This is a genomic window from Streptomyces sp. NPDC033131, from assembly GCF_055578365.1.
The window spans coordinates 20,020-44,110 of sequence record NZ_JBVIPA010000037.1 but is presented as its reverse complement, the minus strand read 5'-3'; the positions used below and the strand labels follow the sequence as shown (position 1 = coordinate 44,110).

Below are 24,091 nucleotides of genomic sequence, written 5' to 3'. Positions count from 1 at the left end.
TCGGGTACCGGCCGCCCTTTCGTGTGCGCCTACTGCTGCTGGGGCGGTGGTGGGGGAGGGGTCTGTCCACCCTGCCCACCCTGCCCGCCCGGCTGCCCCGGCTGGGGATAGCCGTAGCCCTGCTGCGGGTAGGGCTGCTGCCCGGGCTGCGGATACGGCTGCCCCGGCGCGGCGGGCGGCTGTCCCGGCTGGGCGTAGGGCTGGCCCTGGGGGTACGGCTGGTGGGGCGGGGGCTGCTGACCGGGGTGGGGCTGCTGCGGGTACGGAGGCTGCTGTCCGGGCTGTCCCGGCTGGGCGTACGGCTGTCCCGGAATCTGCTGCTGTCCCGGCATCGGCGGGGCCGCCACCGGGGGCGGGTTGCCGTTGGCCGTCCACAGGCCGTGCAACTGCTGGTGCCGTACGAAGTCCTCGGCGACCATCGCGGCGAGGTTGAAGTACGCCTCCCGCACCTTCGGCCGCATCATGTCGAGGTCCACCTCGGCGCCGGCCGAGAGGTGTTCGTCGAAGGGGACGACGACTACTCCGCGGCAGCGCGTCTCGAAGTGGCTGACGATGTCCTCGACCTTGATCATCTTGCCGGTCTCGCGGACCCCGGAGATGACCGTGAGGGACCGCGAGACGAGGTCGGCGTATCCGTGCGCGGACAGCCAGTCCAGGGTGGTGCTGGCGCTGCTCGCACCGTCCACGGACGGCGTCGAGATGATGATGAGCTGGTCCGCGAGGTCCAGCACACCACGCATGGCGCTGTAGAGCAGGCCGGTACCGGAGTCGGTGAGGATGATCGGGTACTGGTTGCCGAGCACGTCGATCGCGCGCCGGTAGTCCTCGTCGTTGAACGTGGTCGACACGGCCGGGTCGACGTCGTTGGCGATGATCTCCAGGCCGGACGCGGCCTGGGAGGTGAACCGCCGGATGTCCATGTACGAGTTGAGGTACGGGATCGCCTGGACGAGGTCGCGGATCGTGGCCCCGGTCTCGCGGCGCACCCGGCGGCCGAGTGTGCCGGCGTCCGGGTTGGCGTCGATCGCGAGGATCTTGTCCTGCCGCTCGGTCGCGAGCGTGGAGCCCAGCGCGGTGGTCGTGGTCGTCTTGCCGACGCCGCCCTTGAGGCTGATGACGGCGATCCGGTAGCAGGACAGCACCGGCGTGCGGATCAGCTCCAACTTCCGCTGCCGCTCCGCCTCTTCCTTCTTGCCGCCGATCTTGAACTTGCCGCCGGCCGTCGGGCGGCTGCTCTTCGCCTTCTGCTTCTTGCTGTTGAGCAGACGGTCGGAGGACAGCTCCACGGCCGCGGTGTAACCGAGTGGTGCGGCACCGGGGTTGGCCGGCTGCCGCTGGTCGTGCTGGACGGCCTGGGGCCAGGCGGCACCGGTGCGGGGATCGACGGCCTGCGGCTGCGGCTGCGGTTGCGGTGGCTGGGGCGGCTGACCTTGCTGAGGGTGCTGCGGGTGTTGCGCGTGCTGGGGGAACGGCGGGGCCTGGCCGTCATGCTGCTGCGGAGGGCCCGGATGGGGCTGCGCGGGGTTCGCCGGCTGGCCCGGCCGGCCCTGCTGCATGGGCGGCTGGGGGAAGCCGTAGCCGCCCTGGGCGGCGGGAGGCTGCTGGGCCGGGGTGTTGGGCTGCGGGAACCCGTACCCCCCTTGGGCGTTGGGCGCAGGGGGCTGCGGGAAGCCGTACCCGCCCTGGGCGTTGGGGGCCGGCGGCTGGGGGAAGCCGTACCCGCCCTGTGCGGCGGGCGGCTGCTGGCCCTGCGGGCCGGGGTGCGGGGAGCCGTAGCCGTGCTGCGGCGCGGCCGGAGGGGCCGCCGGGCTGGGCGGTGTCGGTGCGGCGGGCGAGTTCCAGGCGTTCGGCGCGGGCTGCGGTGCCTGCGGCTGGAAGGGCGGCTGCTGTGCCGACGCCGCTGGGTCCGGCTGCGGCTGCGCGGGCCACTGCGGGGCGGCCGCGGGAGCGGCGGGCTGGTACGACGGCGGCAGCGGCGGCACACCGCTCTGCGGCGCCGGCGGGGGCGTCCAGGCGGAGGGTGCGCCCTGCGGAGCGGCGTCGGCGCCGGAAGGCTCCGCTGACGTACCGGCGTCCGCTGCCGGCGCGCCCCCGGCCTCGCTGTCCGCCGCTGTGGCGGCGCTGTCGGAGGCGGCGGCCGGGGCCTCCGCGTCGTCGGCACTGTCCGCGTCGTCATCGGAGTCGGCGGCGGAAGGGGCGTCGGAGACGGCCACGCCGTCATCGGTGCCGGCCTGGGCACGGCCCGAGTCCGCGGTCGTACCGTCGGAATCGCCGTCACCGTCGCCGGACTGCGCCGCAGCGACGGCAGCAGATCCCTCGGCGGAACCGGTCGCCGGGGCTTCGCCTTCGCGCTCGCCGGCCTCGGGAGTCTGCTGGGCGTTGGCCGCGGCGGCGAGATCCGCGATCTCCTGCTTCAGGGAGGCGGCGGAGAACCGCATGGTCGCGCCGCTCTCGAGATCGCCGTCGCCGGACTCGTCCGCGCCGAACGTCGGGAAAGGCGACGGGGGCGGGGACGGGGAAGGGCCGGGCTGAGCCGGGGTGACAGGCGGCGCCGAGGCGGCGACCGGCGGGGCGGGCGGAGAAGGCGGCGAGGGCGGCGCAACAGGAGCGTCGGGCGCGGCCGGAGCCCACTGTGCCGGCCCCTGTCCCTGTCCCTGCCCCTGCCCCTGGCCCTGGCTCGGCCCGTGTTCCTCCGGCTGAGTCTGCGGCTGCTGCAGTTCGAAGCCGCCGCTCGCGGAAGGCCCGGGCGGGGGCGTCGGCCCGGGCGCCGGAGGCGGAGTCGGAGCCGTCGGCGCAAAGGCGTTGTCCGCCGGTGGCGGAGCGGCCGCGGGGGCGCCGGAGGCACCGCCGGCCGTGCCCTGTCCCGACGCCGTGTCGCCCGCGTTCTGCGTGTACCAGGCGGGCGGCGCATAGTCGATGGTGAACTCGCCCGTCATCTCGATGGCGGACTCGGCGTCGGGCTGGTCATCGTCGGGTGTGGCCCAGCCCCCGCGGATCCCGTCCCGATCGCTGCTCACAGTTCCTCCTGGTGTGGTCGAGCACCCTCATGCCGTGCCGGGGCGACCAATACTTGTCGGCCTTAGTCGTTCGAGGTCGTCCGATCCACCGGCTCCCCCTCGGGCGCCGACGCCCGGTCAACGGGGTTCTGGCATCGCGCCCGGTACCAGCCTAATCACCACGCGACCCACCTCGGCAGGCCCATCCATAGCTCAAGGCCCGCCTTCGGCATCACCACCGTCCCCGAAGTGCCGTGCTTCACGCCAATTTCGGCGAACAAACCGCCCGATAACGGGTGTGCTGCCGTACGGCAAAGTGGAACAATCGTCCCCGAATGGTCAATTCGCGCCAAGTGATGGCTGTTTCAGTCCATCCTCCGAGGCATACCCAACAATCCGATCTCGGCGTCGGTGGGCTGCGTCAACACGTACTGCCGGTCGCGGTCGGTGCACCAGAGCGTGAGCCCGTCGGAGAGGCCCGGCAGCGCGTCCCTCTCCGCCCGGGGCAACGCCATCGTACGGCCCAGTTCCGCCGCCTCGTCCGGCGAGACGCGCTGCACCCCGACGAGCCGTGCCTGTCTGAGCAGCCGCGGGGCCACCGGGCTGAGATACGGCAGCAGGGTCAGCACCGCCTGCCAGGGGCCGGAGACCACCCGACCGCGCGGCGGGCGCATGCCGCAGTCCCGCACCACCAGCACCGGAGTGCCGGCCGAGGTGCCCTGCGGGGGCACCCGGCCGACCTCGTACACCGCCAGGCCGTTCTGCCCGCCGCCCATCGCGTGCACCATCTGCATCCAGGCCTGCGGCCGCCCCGTCTCCACGGCGACACGCGCGCCGGTCGCCGCCGCCCTGAGCGCGATGACCTGGGCGGTCCACAGACCGCCGATGAGGACGACGTCGTACGGCGTCGGCCGGTTGAGTCCCAGAACCGCCGGACGGCCGTCCGCGTCCACGCCGATGACTACGCCGTCGTCCCCGATGGGCAGCGTGAGCGCGTCCAGTTGCTCCGCGGGCAGGGAGTGCCGCGCGTGCCGCGGGCCGATGAGCCCGAAGCCGCTGCGCAGCAGCTCGCGCGCCCGCTGCGGGCCGGAGGCCGGGGATTCGCCGCGGCCGGTGGCGGCCTGGCCCGCGCGCGTGGTCATCGCCGTCACCGGGCACCTCCGAGGGGAAGAGTGGCGAGCATGCCGGGCACCTGTTCCCGGTCGAGGCGGGCGAGGCCGGTGCCGGTGTGCCGGGCCGCACCCTGCAGAGCCCTCCTGGCCGCCACGAGTTCGTCGTCGCTGCGCCCGGTCACCCGCAGGTGTCCGCACACGGAGACCTCCTGGCGCTCCCCGCGCGTCAGCGTGAGGCTGAAGGTGGTGGCGAGTGCGGGAACGGCCGTGACCAGCGCCACGAGTTGCGGCAGTGAGGGTGCCCTCTCGCCTCCCAGCGACGGCCACCGGCGGATCCAGTACGTGGTGTGCCTTCGGTTGTCGCAGCGCCAGCTCCGGCTGGACTCCTCGGTCCGCCGCTCCCGTGTGTCCGTCCGCCCCGCCTCCGCCGTCACCAGCGGGTTGGCGCAGGCCGAGGTGGCGACGGCGGAGGTCAGCTCCTCCTCGTCGAGCAGGGTGGCGCGGAAGCCCGCTCCGGTCAGCCGGCTCGCGAGGTGGTCGGCGGCGCGTACGACACACTTCTGCGCCCCCACGAGACCGCCGCCGCGCGCCTCCACCGCCTCCGCACACAGCTCCGGGTCGAGCTTCAGCGCGATCCAGGTGATCCGCACGGCCGGCGCACCCGTCTGTTCCTGCAGGGGCGCGTAGTTGGCGACGGCCACGGACTGCTGGGGCAGGTGCAGCGCGGGCGCGGGCTGGGTGTGCAGCACGACCTGCGCCGACTCCAGCCTGATGTCGTCGACGCCCAGGGCGTCGTAGACCAGCGAGAGCGGCAGCGGCTGCCGGTTCCGCTCGGCCCGCAGGGCGGTGGCGTCGGCCTCCACCTGCAGGACCGCGGTGACGAACGTGCCGTCCCCGATGACTCCGACGGGCCTGCGGTCACGCCCGGCGTACGTGTACGTCCGCAGGGTCGGGTCGCACTCCACGGCCGGCGCGAGACCCGGTTCCGTACCTTCCGGTATCGGCCCGCTCGCGGCCCGGCGCTGCCGTGCGCGCAACGCCCGTGCCGTGGCCAGCCATTCGGGCAGGGAGCGGCCGCGGCGGCGGAAGAAGGAGAGCAGCACCAGGCAGACGGCGACGACGGCCGCGGCCACCAGGGCGACGGGATCGATCACCCACCCGACGAGCACGACGGCGAGCGCGATCTCCAGCAGGACGACCCGTTGCAGCCGGAATGCCCCGGCCTGACCCGAACGCACCCTGAGGTGGAGCGCGCCCGGCGTCGCCGGCCGCGGCGGCGGTGTCCGCCGGGGCGCTGCCGGTGTCTGTCCGGGCGCCGAGGAGCCCCGTGACCGCGATCGGCCGCGGGACCGGGCGCGTGTTCCGGAAGCCATCACTCCATCCCCCCGTTTTACTCACAACTCACTGGCATTTCAGCACCACACAAGGCCTTTGAAGGCCCGCGTACCCTACCCGCTCCGCAAGTCCCCGCGGATACCAGGCATAGTAGGGGGCCGCTCTGACATCGGAGGCGGGGGACCACGTCACCCCGGCGAGCGCGGCCCATGTGAACACGGGGAGAGACAGGCACAGATGGCATCTCGGCGCGATCAGCTCAATGCCTACACCTTCGCGAAGCGCCGCATGCTCGCGGCCTTCCTGCAGTCGTCGCCCGACGGCTCGGAGGAGGGCGCGCCCCGCCCGCTCCGCTCGATCCTTCCCGGCATCGTCGTGGGCGTGATCGTCATCGCCGGCTTCGGCGCGTGGGGCATGTTCAAGCCCACCGCGCCCAAGGGCTGGAACGTCCCCAACGCCAAAGTGATCATCGCCAGCGACTCGACCACGCGGTACGTCGTCCTGAAGACCACCGGCCAGGTCCAGTTGCACCCGGTTCTCAACATGGCGTCCGCCAAGCTGCTCCTGAACCAGGGCCAGGGCGAGGTCGTGACCGTCTCCGAGTCCGTTCTCGACAACGGCAAGATTCCGCACGGCGTCACCATTGGCATCCCGTACGCGCCCGACCGCCTGCCGTCGGCGTCCGAGGCGGGCAGCGACAAGCGCTGGGTGGTCTGTGAACGGCCCAGCGCCGGCGGCGAGTCCATCCAGAAGGCGGCCCTGGTCCTCGCCTCCCGCGACATGAAGGCGACCGAGGGCAAGGGCGAGAAGCTGACGGGCGGTCAGCTTCTCTACGTGGCGAGCCCCGACGGCAAGCGCTATGTCGTGGACGCGAGCGGACGGGCGTATCCCATCGACAAGAGCGACGAACTGCTGCTGCGTGCCGTCGTCGGCTCCGGCCGGGAGCCGCAGAAGGTGTCCAAGGAGTGGCTGGAGACCCTGCACACGGGCGACGCGATCTCCTTCCCGGAGATCGCCGACCAGGCGGGCACCGCGGCCGGTGCCCCCGGCCAGCTGGACGAGTCGACCAACAAGGTCGGCATGGTGCTCAAGGCGCTCGACAACAACACGGAGCAGTACTACGTGGTGCTGCCCGGCCGGGTCGCCCCCATCTCGGCCTTCGTCGCCCAGCTCCTGCTGTTCAGCGAGGACCTCGCCTCCCTCGGACAGGCCGGTCAGGCCAAGGAGATGGGCCCCGGCGCGATCGTCCCGGGCAAGCCGTTCGGCACGGAACACCGCTGGCCCACCGAGGACCCCCAGCCCGTCAACGAGGCCTCCGGCGCAGCCGGCAGCCGCAGCACCGTCTGCAACGTCCTGCGCGACGTGAACGGCTCCGGCGCGACGACGCTGAGCACATGGGCGGGCAAGGACTTCCCGGCCAAGCTCCCCACCGGCTCCTCCAGCGCCTACGTCACGCCCGGCTCCGGCCAGCTCTACCGCCAGTTCCAGGGCAAGGAGACCAAGGCGGGACCCGTCTTCCTGGTCACCGACACCGGCCTGCGCTACGTACTGCAGTCCAACGCCGACAGCGGCACGGGCGACTCCGGGATCGGTACGACGGCCAAGGAGCGCAAGCAGGCCCAGGAGGAGGCCGAACAGGCCCAGACCCGACTGGGCTACAAGGAGGTGGACCCCGCACCGGTCCCCGCCGCCTGGTCGGAGTTCCTGCCCACGGGCCCACGCCTGTCGACCACCGCGGCACGCCAGCCGCAGGGCTCCTGAGGGGTGCGGGCATGCGACTTCTCCCCTCCGTCCGCCGCCTGACGGCCGCGTCGGCCGCGGCCCTGCTGACGACCGCCCCCGTCCTCTTCGCGCCTCCCGCCGCGGCGGCCGACCTCCCCTACTCGGAACAGTGCACGTTCCCCAACGGCAAGTACCCGGGCCGCCCCTGGGCCCTGCAACGGGTCCTCCTGGACGAACTGTGGCGCCAGTCCAAGGGGAGGAACGTGCGGGTGGCGGTGATCGACACCGGCGTGGACGTGACGAACCCGCAGCTCACCGCCGCGGTCGACGCGAAGAGCGGCCGCAACCTCCTGCCGAAGAACCTCAAGGACGACGACGGCAACCCCATCGAGCGGGGCAAGGAGAACGGCACCACGGACACCGTCGGCCACGGCACCAAGGTCGCCGGCATCATCGCGGCCCGCCCCGCCGCGGGCACCGGATTCGTGGGCCTGGCACCCGACGCGACGATCATCCCGATCCAGCAGAACGACGCCGAGGGCCACGGCACGGCCGATACCCTGACCAGCGCGATCCTCTACGCCATCCAGGCCGGCGCCGACGTCATCAACATCTCCCAGGACACCTCGAACGCGGTGAAGCCCTCCTCCGACCTGGAGCAGGCGATCAACGAGGCCCTGGCCCGGAAGATCGTCGTGGTGGCCTCGGCGGGGAACGACGGACTCGGCGGCAACGTCAAGGAGACGTACCCGGCGTCCTACAAGGGCGTGCTCGCGGTCGCCGCCTCGGACCGCAACAACGAGCGCGCCCCCTTCTCCCAGTCCGGCGAGTTCGTCGGCGTGGCCGCACCCGGCGTCGACATGATCTCCACCGTCCCCAAGGGCGGCCACTGCTCCGACAACGGTACGAGCTTCTCCGCGCCGTACGTCGCGGGCGTCGCTGCGCTGATCAAGGCGAAGCACCCGACCTGGACGGCCCGGCAGGTCGTCGCCCAGATCGAACAGACCGCGGAACGCACGACCGGGGGCCACGACATCTACGTCGGCTGGGGCGTGGTCGACCCCGTACGTGCCCTCACGGAGGACGACGAACCGCTGGAGTCCCCCGACCCCCAAGCGGGCCTCAGCAAACCGGAAGCCCCCACACCGGCGAAGTTCCAGATCGGCGAAACGGCCGCCGAACGAAACGCCCGCCTCGCCACGTACGTCTCCGTGGGCGCGGCGGTACTCGTCGCCGGGCTCGGCGGCACGGCGGTGGCGATCCGGGACGCGCGCAGGCGTGCGGGACGGGTCGTGGGAGCGGAGTAGGCGGCGCGCGTATCTCGGCGTCAGAAGACCGGAGTTGAGCGTTCCGGTTCCGAAAATCATACGATTGTCGGAACAGTGCGGGGCTCGTGATGCCGAAGCGACGGGGGCAGAGGTACGACATGGGTGTGAACGGAGCCGGAGCCGGAGCAGGTTCGGCGCAGGGCGGCGGCAAGAACCTCCGGGTCTCTTCCCAGGATCTGACCAAGCTCGCGGGTGACCTGGACGACATGCAGGAGCACCTGGACAAGCAGGTCAAACGCATGGACGCGGTCGTCGACCGCATCGAGGCGGGCTGGCGCGGCCCGGCGGCGACGGCGTACCGGAAGTTCCACCAGGCGGCGGCCGAGGACGCCGTACGCATCCGCGAGGTGATGAAGCTCCTGGAGGAGGCGGTACGGCTGAGCCGCGACGGCTTCTCCCAGGACGACCTCGAGGTGCTGGCGCAGATGCGGCAGATCCAGGTGGACGTCGGGAGCGAGGTGGACAGACTGTCGACGCCGAACACCGAGACGCCGGCGTCGGCGCCGCGCAGCAGCCTCGACGACCTGTAGCCGTTTCCGTAGCGCAGGCCTCTTTCAGTACCGCAGGCCCCTTTACAGAACCGCAGTTGCCGATCCGCACCACGGGGGGATCATGTCGACGGGCTCCGCACCCGACGAGCACATAGCCGTTTCCTTCAACGCCCTCACCGAGCTGGCCGCCGACCTGGAGGACATCCTCAAGCAGCTCAACGGCAAGCTGGACGGCCTCTACGACCGGGTCGTGCCCGTCGTGCTGTCCTGGGAGGGCGAGACACGCGACGTCTTCGTCGACAAGCTCGACGAGTGGGACCGCTCGGCGCAGGACCTGCAGGCGGCCCAGAAGTGGCTGCACGAGTACGTCACCACAGGCCACACCAACTACGCGGCGGCGCACCAGGCGGTGCTGCGGGGCTGGGGGGCTGCCTGATGGGGAGCCCGACACCGACGCCGGGCGGGACCATCGACGTCACGCCGTCCCTACTCCACAGCGTCTCGGTCGGTGTCGCCGACCAGCAAGACGTGCTGCACCGCGGCATCAAGGCCTTCCTGGACGAGCTCGCTCGCTATCCGGACGGTGGTGGCCGCGGGACAGCCGTGGAGCAGTTCACCAAGGCCTACAAGCAGGTCGGCGAGCGTTTCCTGGACGTCTGGGCGAGATCCGTAGTGAGTGTGGGCGGCGCCGCCGTCGGATTCACCACCACCGCCAACAACTACGCGGTGGCGGACGCCGCGACCCATCCATCCCCCTCGAACCAGGCCGTCCAGCAGGCTCCGCCGGTCGTCATCGACAAGGCGCCCACCTACGGGCCCGTCACGGACTTCAAGTGGGGCGACATCGACGACGGCCAGGACTTTGTCCAGAAGGCCCTCGAAGGCGTCGAAGCTGCTGTCCTGACCGTGATGCGCCCGCTGCTGGAGGACGCCTGCCGCTGGGGGAAAGCCGCCGAGATCCTGCCGCTGCCGAACCACCACCGGGTCAATTCGATCTCCGAGACCTGGCGTATGCCGCAGATGACGCTGTCCACCGCCGACAGCATGCTGACCGGTCTGATCGGAGGCATCACCGACCAGCACAACAGCGAGTGGTACAGCGCCATGCGTACGTTCTGCAGCACGCTGTGGGGCACATCTGCATGGGGCAAGGAGCGGTACGGCTACAACTGGGTGAACGACGCCGTGGGTAAGCAGGGCGCCAACCATCCGGTGTTCGCGGTGCTCTTCGACACCTGCGAAATCATGGTCGATGCGCTGTACCACTACGCCAAGGCCGCCGAGGACGTACGTGAAGACCTGCATCGCATCTATCGCCAGGCCGTCATCGACACCCTGCCGGACATCAACCTGAGCGACGGGCTGGACCTCAAGGACGTCAAGAACTTCGGCAAGGGCCTCCTGAAGATGGGCAAGGGCGTGGTCACCGACCTGTCCGTCGGCATCGTTCTCCATCTCGACGAGGAGGCGATGAACCAAGCGGTCACCGCGTACAACAATCGCGTGAACCGCCAAGTGCCGAGGCTGCAGGCCCTTCTGGACCCCTTGAACGAGGCGTACGACAGCGCGCCCACCTACCGAGCGGAGGAGGCCCGTGCCGAGGCTTTCGGCGCTCGCGCGCTGACCGACTTCAAAGGGGACCCGCTCTATACGGTGCCGGGTGACGACGAGTCGAAGCACAAATACCCTGTGGACCTCGCCAATCAGGAGGGTATTTCCGGTGCTCACGTCATCGACAAGCATGTAGGCAAGTCGGACGAACAGTTGGAACAGCGGCTGAGGGACCAGGCGAGGTTGTATCCCGACGGAGTCACCAGGCCTGTGGCGGTATCCACGTTCAACGATCTGGACGATGCGCAGCGTTACACTCAGGCCGTTCTGGACGACCCGAACAATCAGAGGAAGATCGAGAACTGGCTGAACAACAACCCGAATCCCGCCACCTCGACAAGGAATATCGGTCTCGAATTCAACGCCCCGGTGGGCCGGTCCTGGTCCCGCGGTGATCCCCAGGCGCACGACTCCGATAAAGTGCTGGTGACTCTGCGGCCGGTACCCGGTGGCCACCCTCCGTACGTGGTACTCACCTCGATGCCGAGCGACACCCTCCCGCAGTAGCGAACAGGAAGACCGTGAATCAGAGAGAGCCTGTGGTCGACGCAGCATCCTGGAAATCCGCCGTGACCGACCTGTTCGGTGGCGGTTGGACATTCGCATGGGTGGGTCCTCGGGAGCACGACGACTGGCGACGTGACGCCGCGTCCGTCATGGCACTCAAGGCTGTCGACCCAAGAGGCTGGCTCTCCGTCAACCACGCTCCCGAAGTCGGCGAGGACCGCAGTGGCACGGGGGGCCCTTTCATGGCGTGGAACCTCGAGCAACTGAAGGCGAGCCTGTACGAGATCGGTTCTGCGTCGGCGACCCAGCTCCTGGTCGCCCTCAAAGGCGAGTGGTACCAGGCGGCCAACATCCCGAACTTCATGGACCGCCGGGACGGCTTGTTCAGGAGTTCCCGCGAAATCCTCTCGCGGTTCGGTCCGAGCGCCGCCTTTTTGACCAACGCCTCCGACGCCCACGACAACCCGAACGCCGATCTGTTGAATCCCGACGCCCAGTGGGAATGCCTCTCCGTCTACACCACGGACTGCGGCCTTGTCGTCGTGTCCGACACAGAGGTGGGCGTCTTCTGGGCCTTCTGGGAAGACTGAGAGGAATCAGACGTTGCGTACTCGTTCCGCGACCTACCCCGACCGCGAAACCGCCCAGTGGGCCACCCAGCAGGTCGTCACCGCCAACGAGCAGGTCGTCCACCGATGGCTGGCGCAGTCCACGCGTCCCCGTCTGACCATCGAGGCTTCCTGGCCCTCACGATCCGAGCCGGTGGGCCGAGTCCTGCTGCAGGCGATGATGCTGGCCGGGCGGGAGCCCATCGACGTCCACGCGGCCCGGGTGATCCTGAAGCGCGACGCGTCCCGCCCCCACGGCTTCATCGTCCACGCCACCTTCCCTGTCTACCTGTAGCGACTCCGTAGAGGCTGATCACCGTGCCCCTGAGCCCCCTCGAACACGACCGCCGCTACGGCGAGCTGGACCAGGTGATGCGTGCCTACACCGGGCAGACTGCGGACGACACCGCGGACAAGCCCAGCGCGGCCCTGACCGCATACCTGCGCCACACCTGGCACAGCCGCCCGTGGGCGCCGGCCGTCGCCGAGCGGCAACTGCGCGAGTACGCCGACCACCCGCCCGGCCGACTCCGGCTGCGCCTGGGCGAGTTCTATCCGATCCCGGACGTCGGTCTGCCCGAGGGCGAGATCCAGCAGTGGCTGTACTGCCTCGCCGACCACATCAAGCACAGTGTCGATGAGGGCGAGGTCCCGCCCACGGCCACGCCCGCCACTCACTGGGAGTGGCACGCCCGTTTCCCCGAACTCGGCCAGTTCCTCGGCGGCTGGTTCTCGCAGGACATGCCGGACGAGTTCGACGACCACGACACGGCCGTCGACGACTACCGGGCCTCCACCGACCCGCAGCTCACGGCTCGGCTCGTCGGCGAGCTGCACGAACTGCTCGCGCTGGACCTCGACGAATCCGACTACGCCTTGGCCGTCGCCGAGTTGGGCATGGAGGTCGACCCGCCGGCCCCGTACTCGCCGGGTGGGTGGCTCGCGCTGGTCGCGGATCGGCTCGGTGCGCCGCGGGCGGAGTACGGGCCTCGGTCGCCGGGCGACGGCTGAGCGCGGGGGTCATCCCGCAGTCAAGCCCCGACCGGGTCGTGGCCAAACCGTCGTATGGGTTCCGCAAGCCCGACCCCGCCAACCTGACATAGCGGGATTTGCCCGATCGCCCGCTGGCTACGGTGATGCCGCCACATCGTCCACGGGGGAGAGGAGAGCGGCGGTGGCCGTACCGATCCGTTCCCGCCTTCTCGACTACTTCGAGGCGGAGCCGCCCACAGGCTCGGCTCAGGCCCAAGCCCAGGCGCCGGCCAGGGCCGGGGCGTCGGACCCACAGCCCCGCAGATCACGCCTCCTCGATTACGTCGAATACAGCGAGCGCACCGAACACCCGGAGAAGCGGCGGTCACCGGGCCCGAAGCCCGGCGTCCCCCCGTACCGCACTCCTGTCCTCGTCCCCGCCCATCCCCGGTACGTCGACACGACGGACGTTTCCGGCAGACCCGCCCGCGCACCCTTCATCGCGTACGAACTGTTCGAGCACCCCGTGCGGGGAAGCGTGGTGTTCGCCTTCACCACGCCGGCCAAGCTGGTCGCGGCGCTCGGCGAGGCGCAGCCGTGGGTGGCCACATCGATCGGACTGCTGGCGGAGGCGCTGGACGAGCACGGCGTCACGGTTCTCCTGGACCCGCGGGTCGCCGCCACCGTGCACCCCAACTGGCTGTCGGCCGACCTGGCCGCCTACGCACGGGCGGTGAGCTGATGGCCGTCGACTTCAAGGCCGTGCTGAGCGACCTCAGCGCCATGTCCAGAACCTTCCACGACGAAGCCGTCAACTACCGCAAGCTGCACGCAGATGTGGCCCCGCCTGTGGCGGACGGCGGCGACGCCGGGCTCGATCACGCCCTCAAGGAGGTCGCCGACCTCATCGTCGCCCTGCACATCGGCTTCGCCGACCGCCTGGACGACCACGGCGACAAGGTGGCGTACGCGCGCGACTCCTTCCAGCGGCACGACATCGACGTACACGGCCTGTTCGAGGACCTGATGGTGGGCGACGGCTGATGGGCGACAGCTGGGTCGGCGGCGACATAGGCGGGCTGCGCACGATGGCCGAGACGTACAGGAACGCGAAGCAGAAGCTCGACGACGTCGTCCGCCCGCTGGGCCGCGCGGTCGAGGAGCTGGTGGACGACACCTCCTGGAAGGGTGAGGCGGCGGAGACGTTCCGCGCCACCTGGAGTCAGGACGCGCTGACAGCGGGCGCCTTCGCGAGCCTCGTGCACGCCGCGGGCGGCATCCTGTCCGACCTCGCCGACGCCCTCTCCACCTGCGAGACGGCCTTGCAGAACGCTGAGCACGCGGCCACCCGCAAGGGCGTGGCCATGGGGGACAAGGGCGCCCCGCTGGACACGGCGACAGCGAATCCGCCCACCGCCGGCGACCAGAAGGCGATCGCCGCGAGGGGCGAGTACGACCAGGTGCGCACGGAGATCCTGCACACCGCCCAGCACGCCCGGCTGGTCGCGGCGAACGCACTCCGGGGCCTGTACACGCAGGTCACGGCACCGGTGTCCACCGGAGACAAGATCACCATCGCCGACGCGCTGCGCGGTCTGTACGCCTACGACGCCGAGGACGCCCGGGCCGGCGGCAAACAGGCCCGCGAGCTGCTCGACGGCGCCAAGGCCGAGGAACGGTCCGCCAAGAAGGAACTGCGGTCCGAGCGCAAGGCGTTCCAGAAGGCGGGCCGCGCGCTGCCCGACGACCTTCCCGCCAAGGGCGCCTACCGCGACGCGGTCATGAAGGTCGACTCGCTGGAAGACGCCATCGCCCGCGCCGATCACGGCAGTACGGCCCTGCCGTACGACCGGGCCCTCAACGTGAAGCTGGCCGACGCGGCGGACGCGCTGCGCCTGGGCGAAGGGGTGAGCAAGCTTCCCGAATTCCTCAGGGAGATCCCGGTGCTGGACGTCGCCGCGGCCGCCGCCTGCGGACTGGTCGAGGCGAAGGACGACCATGACAAGGGCTGGTCCTGGCAGCACTCCGTCACCGTCGACGTCGGGGCCGCCGTCGCCGGTGTCGCCGCCGGAGCCGTCGCGGTGGCCGCCCTGCCCGTCGAAGGCGCGGCCGCGGTCGCTGTGGTCGGCGTGGGGGCGGCGATCCTCGCGACGGACGTCCTCGACCACTCCTTCCACGAGCACTGGAGCGAGGACATCCACGACCACGGCGTGGTCGGCGGGGCCCTGCACGGCGCCGGGAACGTCGCCACGGAGACCGGGGACGACGTCGCACGACTGGGGAAGGACATCTGGCATGGCGTCACAGGCATCTTCTGAGGCCCCGGTGCACGGAACGCCCGCCCACATTCCGGCCCTGCCCAGACTCGGCACCACCTGGTACAAGCGCGGCGTGCCCTACTGGCTGCGCCGCGCCCGGACGGCCGTCTTCCTGATCGTCGTCATGGCCATGGTCTGCTTCTTCGCCCTCAACCTCTACCGGGGGTTCACCAGCGGGTGGTCACCCACCGCGCGCACGGTGTGGAACTGGACGCAGGCCGTAGCGTCCTGCGCAGCCCTGGCCTGCGGCTGGATCAGACAGCGCCGGAGCCACCGCGAAGGGCTCCTCCACCCCCCCACCCCCGAGCAGACCCGCTACGCCAAACGCGACCACGACAGGCGCGGCCCCGGACGGATCGCCGCCGGCCGTGGCCTGGTCCTCCTCGCGGCGCCCGTCATGCCGGCGTTCGCCGCGTACGTCGTCGGCTGGCTGACGGCCTGGCTCACGGTCCGCGAATATCCGAGCGAGGTCGGTGCGCGACGCTGGCTGCGGGAGCAGCATCCGTCTGGGACGTGACGGCGAGGTGGTACGCACTGCTCTCGTGTCGCTCGCGGCGCCTGTCATGCCGGCGTTGGCTGCGGGGTGCCGAGCAGGGCAGACATGTTTTGGCATCGCAAAGAATGAGCCATGCACGGCATCTGACCCACTGGATGGTTGCTGGCGGGCAGCGAGTGCGGCGAGGAGCGAGTGGCTTGCCCGAGTTTCAGGTCCTTCGAGGAGGTTCGGAGCGGGCCTCCTGACGGTGTCTCGACAACTTCGTAACTCACCTAACACAAAGTTCAGTTGGCCGCGATTTACACAATGACTACAGTGGTCATCGAGTGTGTTGATCAGGCCACGGCCTGTGTACCGCTCGACAGCTTCACAAACGGGGAACGGGGAGGGAAGGCATCGTGCCTGCTGCGGAGCGCCAGGCTCTCAAGGTCACGCTGGAGTCGCTCGGAGAGTTCAAGAAGCGCGTGGACGTCGCGCTCTCCAACTTCGAGGACTCGCAGGGCAGTGCGCAGAAGGTGGGGGCGCATCGTCTCTCCGAGGCGTCGTTCAAGGGTGTGGGTCGCTTCGACGAGGCCAAGGCGCTCCACGCGCAGTACGAGCGCGTCCACGAGCGTCTGACCGCGCTCTCCAAGAACCTTGGCCTGCAGATAGAGGCGCTCCAGATCGCCGTCACCGGCGCGCGCGGCAACTTCAGCAACATCGAAGAGGAGCAGCGGCGGCGGTTCTGGGAGATCCAGACCGAGATCGGGCGGCAGGAAGAGGAAGCGCTGCGGGAGAAGAAGGCCGAGGAAGCGGCGAAGCAGGGCGAACCCGTGAAGGAGCGCTCCGACGACAAGCAGGCAGGGGGCGGCCTCTAATGGGTGACGAGCGGAAGAACCAGGATCCGCATCAGGCGGAGAAGGAAGAAGCAGCCGGGCAGCTCAGCGCCATCGACTTGATCAATCAGGGGACGGCGTTCGTCAGCAGGGCCCTTCCCTTTGGCGGTGGTATCCCCCGGGTCTTCGGCAAGACGGACTTCGAGAGCCACGACCTGAACGCGATGATCGACCTGGTCGAGTCCGCGAAACCGGAGGATCTGGAGACCGCGGGCAAGGCTCTGTGGGACGCCAAGGACGCCATCGAAACGGCCGCCAACGAGCTCAAGGACCACATCGGGAGGGTCGAGTGGGAAGGCGAGTCCGCCACGGCCTTCCACACATGGGGCGACAACCTCGTCAAGCATGCCCTGGAACTCGCGACCTTCGCCGAAACCGCCGGTACGCAGATCACGGCAGCGGCCACGGGCCTCGCGTCGGTCCGCAGCGCCATGCCGCCTCGCGACACCCGACTCGTCCGCACGCCGGTGGCGGACATCCCGACGCCCAAGCAGGTCGACGGCAATGCGGAGTACACGGCGGCGGTCAAGGTCGAGAAGGACCGCCAAGAGGCGATCAACCAGATGAACCGGCTGGCCTCCTTCTACGACGTGTCAGAGGGATATCTGGCGAAGCAGCAGGCGCCTACGTTCGAGGCCATGCCGGATGTGGGGGTGCCCAAGCCGGTGTGGACCCCGGTCTACCCAGGAGAGCCGCAAGGTGGCGGGGCGGTGGGGGCCACCCGCGAATACGTGGCGCCCGACTACGAGTCGTCGAGTGCGGCGACCAGTCACGCGCGTTCGGTTGACACCACGCCGCCGCTGAAGCAAGTGGACGACTCGACCATCTCACCGGACCGGAACGTCGGTACGAACATCGACAGCGTTGGAACGCTTCCGCCGCAGGACACCGGGAAACCGGTGGCTGTGACGCCGCCGACCCCGACAGGGCCGAGCGGAACCACTACGGGGACGGTTCCTCCTTTTGCCGTCGGCATGCCCCCCACGTCGACGGGCCGCGCCTCAGGGCTCGGCACAGCGACTGGCAATAGAGGCCCGATTTCGGCACAGGGCCGTACAGGCACGTCCAACGGCACTACCGGTGGGCGCAGCGCGGCAGGCCCGATGGGACGAAGCACGGCTCCGGGGCAGTCGGGAGTCCGAGGCGGGGGTACGGCGGCTGGTACGTCGCCCATGGGCCGCGGCGTCTCCGGAGGAACGCCTCGCCCGGTTGGGGGGCCGGCGGCGAACGGCCGTGCCGGTGGCTCGGGTTCAACGGGAGCAGCACGCGGTAATGGTGTTGTCGGAGGACGGCCCACTGCCGGTGCCACACCAGGATCGACTAGTTCCAGGGTGCCTCGCGGTACGGTCGTCGGCGCCGAGGGCAACACCGCCTCCCGTACACCTGCCGGCAAGATCGGGCAGCGTGGAGTGATCGGGGCGACGAACGCTGCTCCCGGCCCTCGTCAGGGGCAGACAGGCCGACCCGGCGCGGGCAATCCAGACGGCGTTGTCGGTACGCCCAACGGGCGAGCCCCGGCATCGAGAAGCGGTGGACTGGCCGGAGGCAGTGCAGGGGCCGCGCGTCCGATCGGAAATCGACGGAATTCGAATGGTGAAGACCGCGAGGGCGACGGTCAGCCCCACCCCCAGCGGCGCAATGCGCCGCCAGTGACTGACTGAATACGAGCGAGGATCTACAGAGGTATGACAGGGACCAGCCCACGTGGCGGATTGACTGCGTTCTTCGGAGGACGTGCGGGAGGACGGGTGTCCACCGTGTGCGCGGCACTTGGTGCTTTCGCCATCGTGTCTTCGGGGCTGGCTCCGAGTGCGGTCGCCGCGGACGTCCAGGCGAAGCAGTGGTACTTGGACGCGATGGACGTCCAAGGCATGTGGAAGGTCAGCACCGGTAAAGGCATCAAAGTTGCTGTTGTGGACACTGGTGTGAATCCCGCGACTTCGTCGCTGAAGGGCCAAGTACTCACGGACGAGGTCTCAAAGTCCGTTTCCCGCGGCTCGACCAAGGACTATGTCGGCCACGGCACGACCATCGCGGAGCTGATCGCCGGTACAGGCGCCGGTAACGGCCTGCAAGGACTGGCTCCCGGGGCGAAGATCATCCCCTATCAGGTGAACCTGGAAGGGAATCCGGACAAAAAGGCACCTGAAGTCGGGGAAGCGATCAGGGCTGCTGCTGACAGCGACGCCCAGATCATCAACATGTCCTTCGGTGGCGACACCATCGACCCGGATGTGGAGGAGGCGGTGAAGTACGCCGAATCCAAGGGCAAGTTGATGTTCTCCGGCACGGGCAACGACGCTGAATCCAAGAACTTCGTCGGCTACCCAGCCGCCTACCCCTATGTCGTCGGAGTAGCTGCCTCCGACGAAAGCGGGAAAGTTGGCGACTTCTCGGAACACGGCAACTACGTCGATCTGGCGGCTCCCGGCCTCAACGTGCCCACCTGGTGCGACGCAACATTTCGCTCGTACTGCGACGAGGGGGGCACAAGTATCGCCACCGCCATCGCATCCGCTTCAGCCGCCCTCATCTGGTCCGCCCACCCCAACTGGACGGCCAACCAGGTTCTCAGCGCGTTGATCGACACAGCCAGCCGGGACTGGCCGAAGGACCAGCCGAGCAACTACCTCGGCTACGGCCTGGTCCGCCCTCGCAAGGTGCTGGAAAACAGCAGCATCAACCCCGGCCCCGCCAACAAGGACCCTCTTAGCTACGAGAACGGGGCCGGCGTCACCGGAGACTCCCCCTCACCCTCCGCTCCGGACACAGCCTCGTCGCAAGCCCCGAAGAACACCTCAGGCGGCGCGACCTCAGCAGCAGGATCCAGCTCGAACTCCTCCGACGGCAACACTCAGTTGTACGTAATCGTGGGCGCCGTGCTTGTCGCGGTGATCGGCGGCGGAGCCTTCGCCGTGGCACGCAAGCGGCGAACCGCCTGACCGCTTCCCGCTTCCCGTAAGCGGGCCTGAACACCTCTACGACCAACAGCGAATTAGACGAAGGGAAGTCTGGCGATGGTGGCTGGGCAGAAGCTCAACGATGCCGAAGTAATCAAGCTCGAAAAGGAAATGGTTCAGCGGTACGAGTCGATCAAGGGTCAGCTCAGCGTTCTCCAGGGAACGCTGGACACGATGGAGGTCAACTGGCGAGGCATCGGCGCCAAGGCCTTCAACGACAAGCAGGTCGAGATCAACCAGCGCGTCAAGAGCATCGGCGCACTGCTCACGTGGTTCCTGGACAACATCAACGAGACCCGCAAGCTCACGAACACGAACGAAGACGCGGTGCGCTCGACCATGCAGAGCATCGATGTCCAGTACGGCGGCGAGAAGTCGGCTCTCAACAGCTACTGAGCGGCACCCGTCACGTCTCCGGGCCGTCGTGCCCCAAAAGAAGTCCATGCAGAGATGAGGAACCACGGTGAGCATTCACAACGACGAGATGGCTGTGAAGTACGACGGCCTCGACACGATCACCACCACGCTCGGTAAGCAGGCCAGCAAGCTCGAAGAGGACATCCAGGCGCTCAAGGCCGCAGTGATGAAGGTCGCCGCTGGCTGGGAAGGCGAGGCCGCGAACGCGTTCGGCGCGAAGATGAAGCAGTGGGACACCGACGCTGCCGCGCTCCACTCGGCGCTCGTGTCCATCGGCCAGAAGGTCACCCAGGCCGGCGGCGACTACCGCGCCGGTGACCTCAAGGGAGCCAGCTACTTCCAGTGAGCTGAGCGGATCGACATGACAGGGTGGGCACGCACGGGAGGTGCCCACCCTGCGTCATGTGCGGATCGTCTGTATCTCCTGGAGCCTCAGCGAACTGGTGTACTCGACGATGCTCCACATGTGCACCGTTTCCGCCACGGCCCTTCTGGTCATAGCTGGTCCGGCCCGCTCGCCGCAGCAGTGGTCAGCCGCACGCGCCGGAGTCCTCAAGGGCCTTGGTGTAGGCCGTGATCAGTGTCTTCATCGCATCGGAGTCAGATCGGTCGGGAGTGAACACCTGGATTACGGCGTACAGAGTCTGATCCGGGTGATCCGAGGACTTGCATGACGCCGTGGTCTTCCCTACCGCACCAGTACCCGAGTAAAGATAGCGATCATCGTCGGTCACTTGGCCGTCATCCATTTTGTCGTATCCCGCGGCGACAGTGGACGCGCTCTCCCCGTTGCTCCACCATGCCTGAATCTGCCGAACCGCGATATCGCCGTCGACGACGACATCACACCGTTTTGTTCCCCCGTTGGGAGACGAGGGCTTCACGGAGATGGAATCACCGCCCGGCAGGAAAGCATCGAGCAGCTTGGAGTCCAGCGAAATGCCACAGAGGGCGCTGGGTACTGTGTAGTTCTTCTCTTCTTCTCCGCCTCCGCCTGAGCACGCAGAAAGAGTCAGTGCTCCGGCCAGTGTTACGGCGACGGAAGTCGAAGCTCGGACGGCTCGTGCGGGGTGGGTGAGTCGGGGGCGGAACATGAAGAGGCCCTCTCGCGTGGGGTCAGATTTCGGTCTTGAGATGCGGGGCCATGTACTCGGTGTTTATGCCCGCGTCCCTGAAGCCCTGCTGCGTCGCTGCGCGCGCTTTCTCGTCGATGCTGCTGTCCTGCAGGTCAGTCCGGTTGTGAGCCTTGGCCGCAAGCTCGGCAGCCCGCTCCGTATAAGCCGAGTTCTCTTCGAGGCCGCTTTCCCACTTCTCCCCCATAACGGCGCCGGCGTCATCCTTTGCATGGCCCTCTGCATTCTGGAACAGTTCCTCGAGAACCATGCTGCTGACAGTGCTGGCTGCGCCGCCGGCCACCGCACCACCAATAGGGCTTGCGATGAAGGTCACGCCGACGCCGATACCCGTGCCGATACCGCCTGAGATGCCATTCTTCCACTGGGTGACAGACTGGTCGTAGGCGTCGTCGGACTCCTTCGCGGGACCGGCTACTGCTTCCTGACGCCCGATGGCGAGTGTTCCGGAGATCTCGCCCGAACCGTGAGCGAGCTGTTCGACGGCGAATTGCGTGTCGTTGGAGTATCGGTCACCCGCTGCCAAGTTCGGGTTCATATGGTAATCCATCATGTTCGCCATGTAGGCCTTGTTTGCCACTTCGACGGCTGCATAACCTTCAGGGTTCTGCCCGACTGAAACGAGTAGAGCCGTCACGTCCCTGTGGTTGAGCGTGGCGGAGGATCCCGCTACCGGGAATAGCCTGTTTGTGTCTCCATCGGAGTCGTCTGTCATCGCTCGGTTGATATCCGGGAGATACTCTGACGTGATCTGTCCGATACTGTCGGACATGTAGCTGTTATCGGTGAGTCGCGCATTGTCGTCCGAGATGGAGGACACGATGCTCTCAAAGAGCTTCGTCTGCTCTCCGTTGTGGGCAGGTGTATCTGCTGTCGGAAGCTCACCCGCCGGATGCCCCGTGGTAGCCGCCTCCAGTGCCAACGCCAGATTGTTCTGTCCGGTATGGAGATCGTCTCCGTGGGAGTCCACTTCCTGGGGCCAGTCCCGTTCCTCGAACAGGTACTGGAAGTTGGACAGTGTGACTTTCCCTTTGTAGTCGTTCTCATCGTCGGAGTCCCGCTCGAAGGGGTTATTCGGATCGTCCTTCGAGATGTACTCCTCGTTGAAGAACCCGGTCGCGGCATCCGGGCTGTTGGACAGACCCTTCAAGAAGCCCGTCAGTGGGTCGGCCCCACTGTCCTCACCGATGCGATTGAGGTACTGCATCGTGCCTCCGGCTCCACCGAAGTGCCAGGCGAGGTTGTCTCGTTCGCCATTGCCGGTCAGTTTCCGTTCGGTCGCCATGAGGTCGGTGCCGTATTGCTTCATGAACGTGTCGTCGTAGTCGCCGATGCGCATGAGGTTGCTCATGACCTGGAAGCCCATGGGTCCGCTGGGACCGCCGATACGGTTCTCTCCGAGGCCGATCATGTTGCTCTTCCAGTCGGTCATCGCGGCGGAGCCACTCTGCGATGCACCGGCGAGGGTGAGACTGAGGTTCCGCTGCATGTCGTCGAGCTGCTCGAGCCGGTTACGGAATACGTCAGAGTTGGTGTGCGGGTTTGTGACACCAGTCCAGAACTCCAGGGTCTTCTGGGGACCCAGACCCGTGGCGAACCGTTCGGCGAACAGTTCGTCGTTCCCGTACTTCTTGAGGCCCGCGTTGAGCCGATCGAACTCCTCGAGAGTGAGGTCTTCCGGGTTTTTCTTCGCGAGCTTGGCCAGTTCGTCGGCCTGCTTGACGGCCTCGGCCGCAGTGTCCCGGTCCTTGTAGTTGGCTTCCGAGAATCCGAGTGCGCTCTGGTCAGCGATCGCTTTGAGGACAGTACTGGCCGAGCTGTCGCTCTCCGTAGCCTCGTTCAGGATCTTCTGTACCTCATCGCGCAAGGCGGTGACGTCGCTGGCCTGGTGCTCGGGAACCGAGGTGCCCTTCGCGGCGCGGTCAGGGTGGATGTTCATGGTGACGGTGAATCCGCTGTCACCGGTGGACACCACCGTCAGGTTCTTCTTCAGACCTCGGTCGATCGCGTCGTTGAGATTGTCCTGGTAGCGCTTCAGCTCGTCCCGTGTGTCCCGGAGGATGTTCCGGATCGACGTGGCCTGTGTGTGGGCATCGGCGAATTCGCCGGCGGTCTTGCCGATGAACTCCTTCGACACGGTTGCGTTGTAGCCCATCCAATTGGCCTTGTTGGCGGCGCCCCGGAGACCCTTCTCGGCGTCGTCCTTGAGTGTCTCGAGGTCGCTGATCATCGTCGACCAGTCGTCGATGGCGGTGTCGAGTTGACTGAAGTTGGCGAAACGAAGAGCGTCGAGGTCCATCAGTTCTTGTCTTTCTTCTCGCCGGAGTCGGCGTAGGCCGGATTCTTCGCGCCCGGTTCACCGACCCTCTCGTCGAAGCCCGCGTCAAGCGTGTCAATGCTGCTCATCTGGCGACGGATGTAGTGGTCGCCGTCCGAGTGCAGATTCTTGGTGACCGTCATGTGATTGGAGATGTGCGCGCACGCGTCCCGGAGGGAAGACAACTGCTCGTCCCAGCGCGTCGCCACATGCTGGAGGCCCCCGCCCAGGGCGAATCCTTCCTTGGACAGGGTCCCCGCGGCCGTCTCGCTGCTGGGTACAGCCCTGCGTCCCTTGTCCCACAGGTCGTTGTACAAGGCGAAGGCCTTCTTGCCGATGTTCGACAGGTCGCCTTGACTGACCTTGAGTTCGCCGTACTGGCTGGGGGTCGAGGTGTAGCCCCCGCCGTCACCGGGGTCCAACTGGTTCAGCTGCATCTGCGTCGGCTGACGTTCGGCAGCCTGCGACTTCAGCTGCTCCCACTCGTCCCAGGCCATGCGTGTACCTCTCCCCGTGTCCCCGTGCAGTCCGCCTCTCAGGGCGAAACTTGTTCCGTCAAAGTACTAACTGGCCAGACCCGTGGTCTCGTTTCAAGCGACTTCACAGATCCCACGCGCTTCACGGTCGTGGATCGGAGGATCTCCAGTCCACCACCGCCGCCTTACATCTGAGCAGCCAACGAGAACGTCCACACACCCATCCCCACCATCACCACCGCACAGACAAACGCCACGACCCGTTTGGACCGATACTCCGAGTCCGACGGCTCGTTCGCCTCCGGATCACGGAACCGGCGCGCCTGGAACCGCCACCACAGCGCCCGCTGATCGGCCGCACCGAGCCCGGCGAGTGCCAGCGCGAGCAGGATCATGAAGATCCCCACGCCCACCATC

General features: G+C 68.1%; 24 protein-coding genes. 17 read left to right on the top strand and 7 right to left on the bottom strand.

Going from position 1 to position 24,091, the window contains the following annotated elements:
• Positions 1–29: 29 nt before the first annotated feature.
• From ACZ5XS_RS34975 to eccE, 3 genes are all read right to left on the bottom strand, one after another.
• Positions 30–3,017, bottom strand: a complete 2,988-nt coding sequence (locus tag ACZ5XS_RS34975) for an SCO5717 family growth-regulating ATPase (protein ID WP_468658199.1) — start codon at positions 3,015–3,017, stop codon at positions 30–32.
• Positions 3,018–3,361: 344 nt separating this feature from the next.
• The gene (locus ACZ5XS_RS34970) at positions 3,362–4,138 is read right to left on the bottom strand and encodes a hypothetical protein (RefSeq protein ID WP_468658197.1); all 777 of its coding nucleotides are present in this window, start codon (positions 4,136–4,138) and stop codon (positions 3,362–3,364) included.
• Between the two features lie 5 nt (positions 4,139–4,143).
• Positions 4,144–5,481, bottom strand: coding sequence for a type VII secretion protein EccE (gene eccE / locus ACZ5XS_RS34965; protein ID WP_468658195.1), 1,338 nt, complete (start codon positions 5,479–5,481; stop codon positions 4,144–4,146).
• A gap of 199 nt (positions 5,482–5,680) precedes the next feature.
• Between eccE and eccB the strand changes: the two genes are divergently transcribed.
• The 17 genes from eccB (at position 5,681) to ACZ5XS_RS34880 (ending at position 20,094) form a co-directional block, all read left to right on the top strand.
• Positions 5,681–7,204, top strand: a complete 1,524-nt coding sequence (gene eccB / locus ACZ5XS_RS34960) for a type VII secretion protein EccB (RefSeq protein WP_468658193.1) — start codon at positions 5,681–5,683, stop codon at positions 7,202–7,204.
• An 11-nt stretch (positions 7,205–7,215) separates the two neighbouring features.
• Complete coding sequence (gene mycP, locus ACZ5XS_RS34955) at positions 7,216–8,472, top strand: type VII secretion-associated serine protease mycosin (RefSeq protein ID WP_468658191.1); 1,257 nt, start codon at positions 7,216–7,218, stop codon at positions 8,470–8,472.
• Positions 8,473–8,591: 119 nt separating this feature from the next.
• Complete coding sequence (locus ACZ5XS_RS34950) at positions 8,592–9,023, top strand: WXG100 family type VII secretion target (protein ID WP_468658189.1); 432 nt, start codon at positions 8,592–8,594, stop codon at positions 9,021–9,023.
• Positions 9,024–9,105: 82 nt separating this feature from the next.
• Positions 9,106–9,420, top strand: coding sequence for a WXG100 family type VII secretion target (locus tag ACZ5XS_RS34945; protein ID WP_468658187.1), 315 nt, complete (start codon positions 9,106–9,108; stop codon positions 9,418–9,420).
• Entirely contained in the window at positions 9,420–11,102 is a 1,683-nt protein-coding gene (locus ACZ5XS_RS34940; RefSeq protein WP_468658185.1) for an RNase A-like domain-containing protein, read from the top strand. Before ACZ5XS_RS34945 ends, ACZ5XS_RS34940 begins: the two co-directional genes overlap by 1 nt.
• 62 nt (positions 11,103–11,164) lie before the next feature.
• Positions 11,165–11,692 (top strand): hypothetical protein, encoded by a 528-nt coding sequence (locus tag ACZ5XS_RS34935; protein WP_468658183.1) that lies wholly within the window; start codon positions 11,165–11,167, stop codon positions 11,690–11,692.
• Positions 11,693–11,705: 13 nt separating this feature from the next.
• Positions 11,706–12,005, top strand: coding sequence for an RNase A-like domain-containing protein (locus ACZ5XS_RS34930; protein ID WP_468658181.1), 300 nt, complete (start codon positions 11,706–11,708; stop codon positions 12,003–12,005).
• 23 nt (positions 12,006–12,028) lie between these two features.
• Positions 12,029–12,721 (top strand): contact-dependent growth inhibition system immunity protein, encoded by a 693-nt coding sequence (locus ACZ5XS_RS34925; RefSeq protein WP_468658179.1) that lies wholly within the window; start codon positions 12,029–12,031, stop codon positions 12,719–12,721.
• A 163-nt stretch (positions 12,722–12,884) separates the two neighbouring features.
• Positions 12,885–13,424 (top strand): SAV_915 family protein, encoded by a 540-nt coding sequence (locus ACZ5XS_RS34920; RefSeq protein WP_468658177.1) that lies wholly within the window; start codon positions 12,885–12,887, stop codon positions 13,422–13,424.
• Positions 13,424–13,726, top strand: coding sequence for a DUF6317 family protein (locus tag ACZ5XS_RS34915; RefSeq protein ID WP_468658175.1), 303 nt, complete (start codon positions 13,424–13,426; stop codon positions 13,724–13,726). The genes ACZ5XS_RS34920 and ACZ5XS_RS34915 overlap by 1 nt, the downstream gene beginning before the upstream one ends.
• On the top strand, positions 13,726–15,000 hold the full coding sequence (locus ACZ5XS_RS34910) for a WXG100 family type VII secretion target (protein WP_468658173.1): 1,275 nt from the start codon (positions 13,726–13,728) through the stop codon (positions 14,998–15,000). Before ACZ5XS_RS34915 ends, ACZ5XS_RS34910 begins: the two co-directional genes overlap by 1 nt.
• Positions 14,978–15,517: a hypothetical protein gene (locus ACZ5XS_RS34905; RefSeq protein WP_468658171.1), complete on the top strand. Its 540-nt coding sequence runs from the start codon at positions 14,978–14,980 to the stop codon at positions 15,515–15,517. Before ACZ5XS_RS34910 ends, ACZ5XS_RS34905 begins: the two co-directional genes overlap by 23 nt.
• A 377-nt stretch (positions 15,518–15,894) precedes the next feature.
• The gene (locus ACZ5XS_RS34900; RefSeq protein ID WP_468658169.1) at positions 15,895–16,353 is read left to right on the top strand and encodes a hypothetical protein; all 459 of its coding nucleotides are present in this window, start codon (positions 15,895–15,897) and stop codon (positions 16,351–16,353) included.
• Positions 16,353–18,032 carry a WXG100 family type VII secretion target gene (locus ACZ5XS_RS34895; protein WP_468658167.1) on the top strand — a complete coding sequence of 560 codons (1,680 nt, stop codon included), beginning with the start codon at positions 16,353–16,355 and terminating at the stop codon, positions 18,030–18,032. Before ACZ5XS_RS34900 ends, ACZ5XS_RS34895 begins: the two co-directional genes overlap by 1 nt.
• A gap of 24 nt (positions 18,033–18,056) precedes the next feature.
• Positions 18,057–19,313 (top strand): S8 family serine peptidase, encoded by a 1,257-nt coding sequence (locus tag ACZ5XS_RS34890; RefSeq protein ID WP_468658165.1) that lies wholly within the window; start codon positions 18,057–18,059, stop codon positions 19,311–19,313.
• A gap of 129 nt (positions 19,314–19,442) precedes the next feature.
• Positions 19,443–19,727: a WXG100 family type VII secretion target gene (locus tag ACZ5XS_RS34885; RefSeq protein ID WP_254400517.1), complete on the top strand. Its 285-nt coding sequence runs from the start codon at positions 19,443–19,445 to the stop codon at positions 19,725–19,727.
• Positions 19,728–19,794: 67 nt separating this feature from the next.
• Entirely contained in the window at positions 19,795–20,094 is a 300-nt protein-coding gene (locus ACZ5XS_RS34880; protein WP_468658163.1) for a WXG100 family type VII secretion target, read from the top strand.
• A gap of 184 nt (positions 20,095–20,278) precedes the next feature.
• On the opposite strand, the gene ACZ5XS_RS34875 is transcribed toward ACZ5XS_RS34880, so the two are convergent.
• The 4 genes from ACZ5XS_RS34875 to ACZ5XS_RS34860 all read right to left on the bottom strand — a co-directional run bounded on the left by ACZ5XS_RS34875 (position 20,279) and on the right by ACZ5XS_RS34860 (position 24,090).
• On the bottom strand, positions 20,279–20,842 hold the full coding sequence (locus tag ACZ5XS_RS34875) for a hypothetical protein (protein ID WP_468658161.1): 564 nt from the start codon (positions 20,840–20,842) through the stop codon (positions 20,279–20,281).
• A gap of 22 nt (positions 20,843–20,864) precedes the next feature.
• Complete coding sequence (locus ACZ5XS_RS34870) at positions 20,865–23,180, bottom strand: hypothetical protein (RefSeq protein WP_468658159.1); 2,316 nt, start codon at positions 23,178–23,180, stop codon at positions 20,865–20,867.
• Positions 23,180–23,695: a hypothetical protein gene (locus ACZ5XS_RS34865; protein ID WP_468658157.1), complete on the bottom strand. Its 516-nt coding sequence runs from the start codon at positions 23,693–23,695 to the stop codon at positions 23,180–23,182. The genes ACZ5XS_RS34870 and ACZ5XS_RS34865 overlap by 1 nt, the downstream gene beginning before the upstream one ends.
• A 164-nt stretch (positions 23,696–23,859) precedes the next feature.
• Positions 23,860–24,090, bottom strand: coding sequence for a DUF6199 family natural product biosynthesis protein (locus ACZ5XS_RS34860; protein ID WP_468658155.1), 231 nt, complete (start codon positions 24,088–24,090; stop codon positions 23,860–23,862).
• Position 24,091: the final 1 nt, after the last annotated feature.

What these genes read in the sequence shown, in the direction of transcription:
- ACZ5XS_RS34970 (WP_468658197.1), bottom strand. Translation starts at nt 4,138, where the DNA reads ATGACCACGCGCGCGGGCCAGGCCGCCACCGGCCGCGGCGAATCCCCG.
- eccE (WP_468658195.1), bottom strand. Translation starts at nt 5,481, where the DNA reads ATGGCTTCCGGAACACGCGCCCGGTCCCGCGGCCGATCGCGGTCACGG.
- eccB (WP_468658193.1), top strand. Translation starts at nt 5,681, where the DNA reads ATGGCATCTCGGCGCGATCAGCTCAATGCCTACACCTTCGCGAAGCGC.
- mycP (WP_468658191.1), top strand. Translation starts at nt 7,216, where the DNA reads ATGCGACTTCTCCCCTCCGTCCGCCGCCTGACGGCCGCGTCGGCCGCG.
- ACZ5XS_RS34950 (WP_468658189.1), top strand. Translation starts at nt 8,592, where the DNA reads ATGGGTGTGAACGGAGCCGGAGCCGGAGCAGGTTCGGCGCAGGGCGGC.
- ACZ5XS_RS34945 (WP_468658187.1), top strand. Translation starts at nt 9,106, where the DNA reads ATGTCGACGGGCTCCGCACCCGACGAGCACATAGCCGTTTCCTTCAAC.
- ACZ5XS_RS34940 (WP_468658185.1), top strand. Translation starts at nt 9,420, where the DNA reads ATGGGGAGCCCGACACCGACGCCGGGCGGGACCATCGACGTCACGCCG.
- ACZ5XS_RS34915 (WP_468658175.1), top strand. Translation starts at nt 13,424, where the DNA reads ATGGCCGTCGACTTCAAGGCCGTGCTGAGCGACCTCAGCGCCATGTCC.
- ACZ5XS_RS34910 (WP_468658173.1), top strand. Translation starts at nt 13,726, where the DNA reads ATGGGCGACAGCTGGGTCGGCGGCGACATAGGCGGGCTGCGCACGATG.
- ACZ5XS_RS34905 (WP_468658171.1), top strand. Translation starts at nt 14,978, where the DNA reads ATGGCGTCACAGGCATCTTCTGAGGCCCCGGTGCACGGAACGCCCGCC.
- ACZ5XS_RS34895 (WP_468658167.1), top strand. Translation starts at nt 16,353, where the DNA reads ATGGGTGACGAGCGGAAGAACCAGGATCCGCATCAGGCGGAGAAGGAA.
- ACZ5XS_RS34890 (WP_468658165.1), top strand. Translation starts at nt 18,057, where the DNA reads ATGACAGGGACCAGCCCACGTGGCGGATTGACTGCGTTCTTCGGAGGA.
- ACZ5XS_RS34885 (WP_254400517.1), top strand. Translation starts at nt 19,443, where the DNA reads ATGGTTCAGCGGTACGAGTCGATCAAGGGTCAGCTCAGCGTTCTCCAG.
- ACZ5XS_RS34875 (WP_468658161.1), bottom strand. Translation starts at nt 20,842, where the DNA reads ATGTTCCGCCCCCGACTCACCCACCCCGCACGAGCCGTCCGAGCTTCG.
- ACZ5XS_RS34870 (WP_468658159.1), bottom strand. Translation starts at nt 23,180, where the DNA reads ATGGACCTCGACGCTCTTCGTTTCGCCAACTTCAGTCAACTCGACACC.
- ACZ5XS_RS34865 (WP_468658157.1), bottom strand. Translation starts at nt 23,695, where the DNA reads ATGGCCTGGGACGAGTGGGAGCAGCTGAAGTCGCAGGCTGCCGAACGT.
- ACZ5XS_RS34860 (WP_468658155.1), bottom strand. Translation starts at nt 24,090, where the DNA reads ATGGTGGGCGTGGGGATCTTCATGATCCTGCTCGCGCTGGCACTCGCC.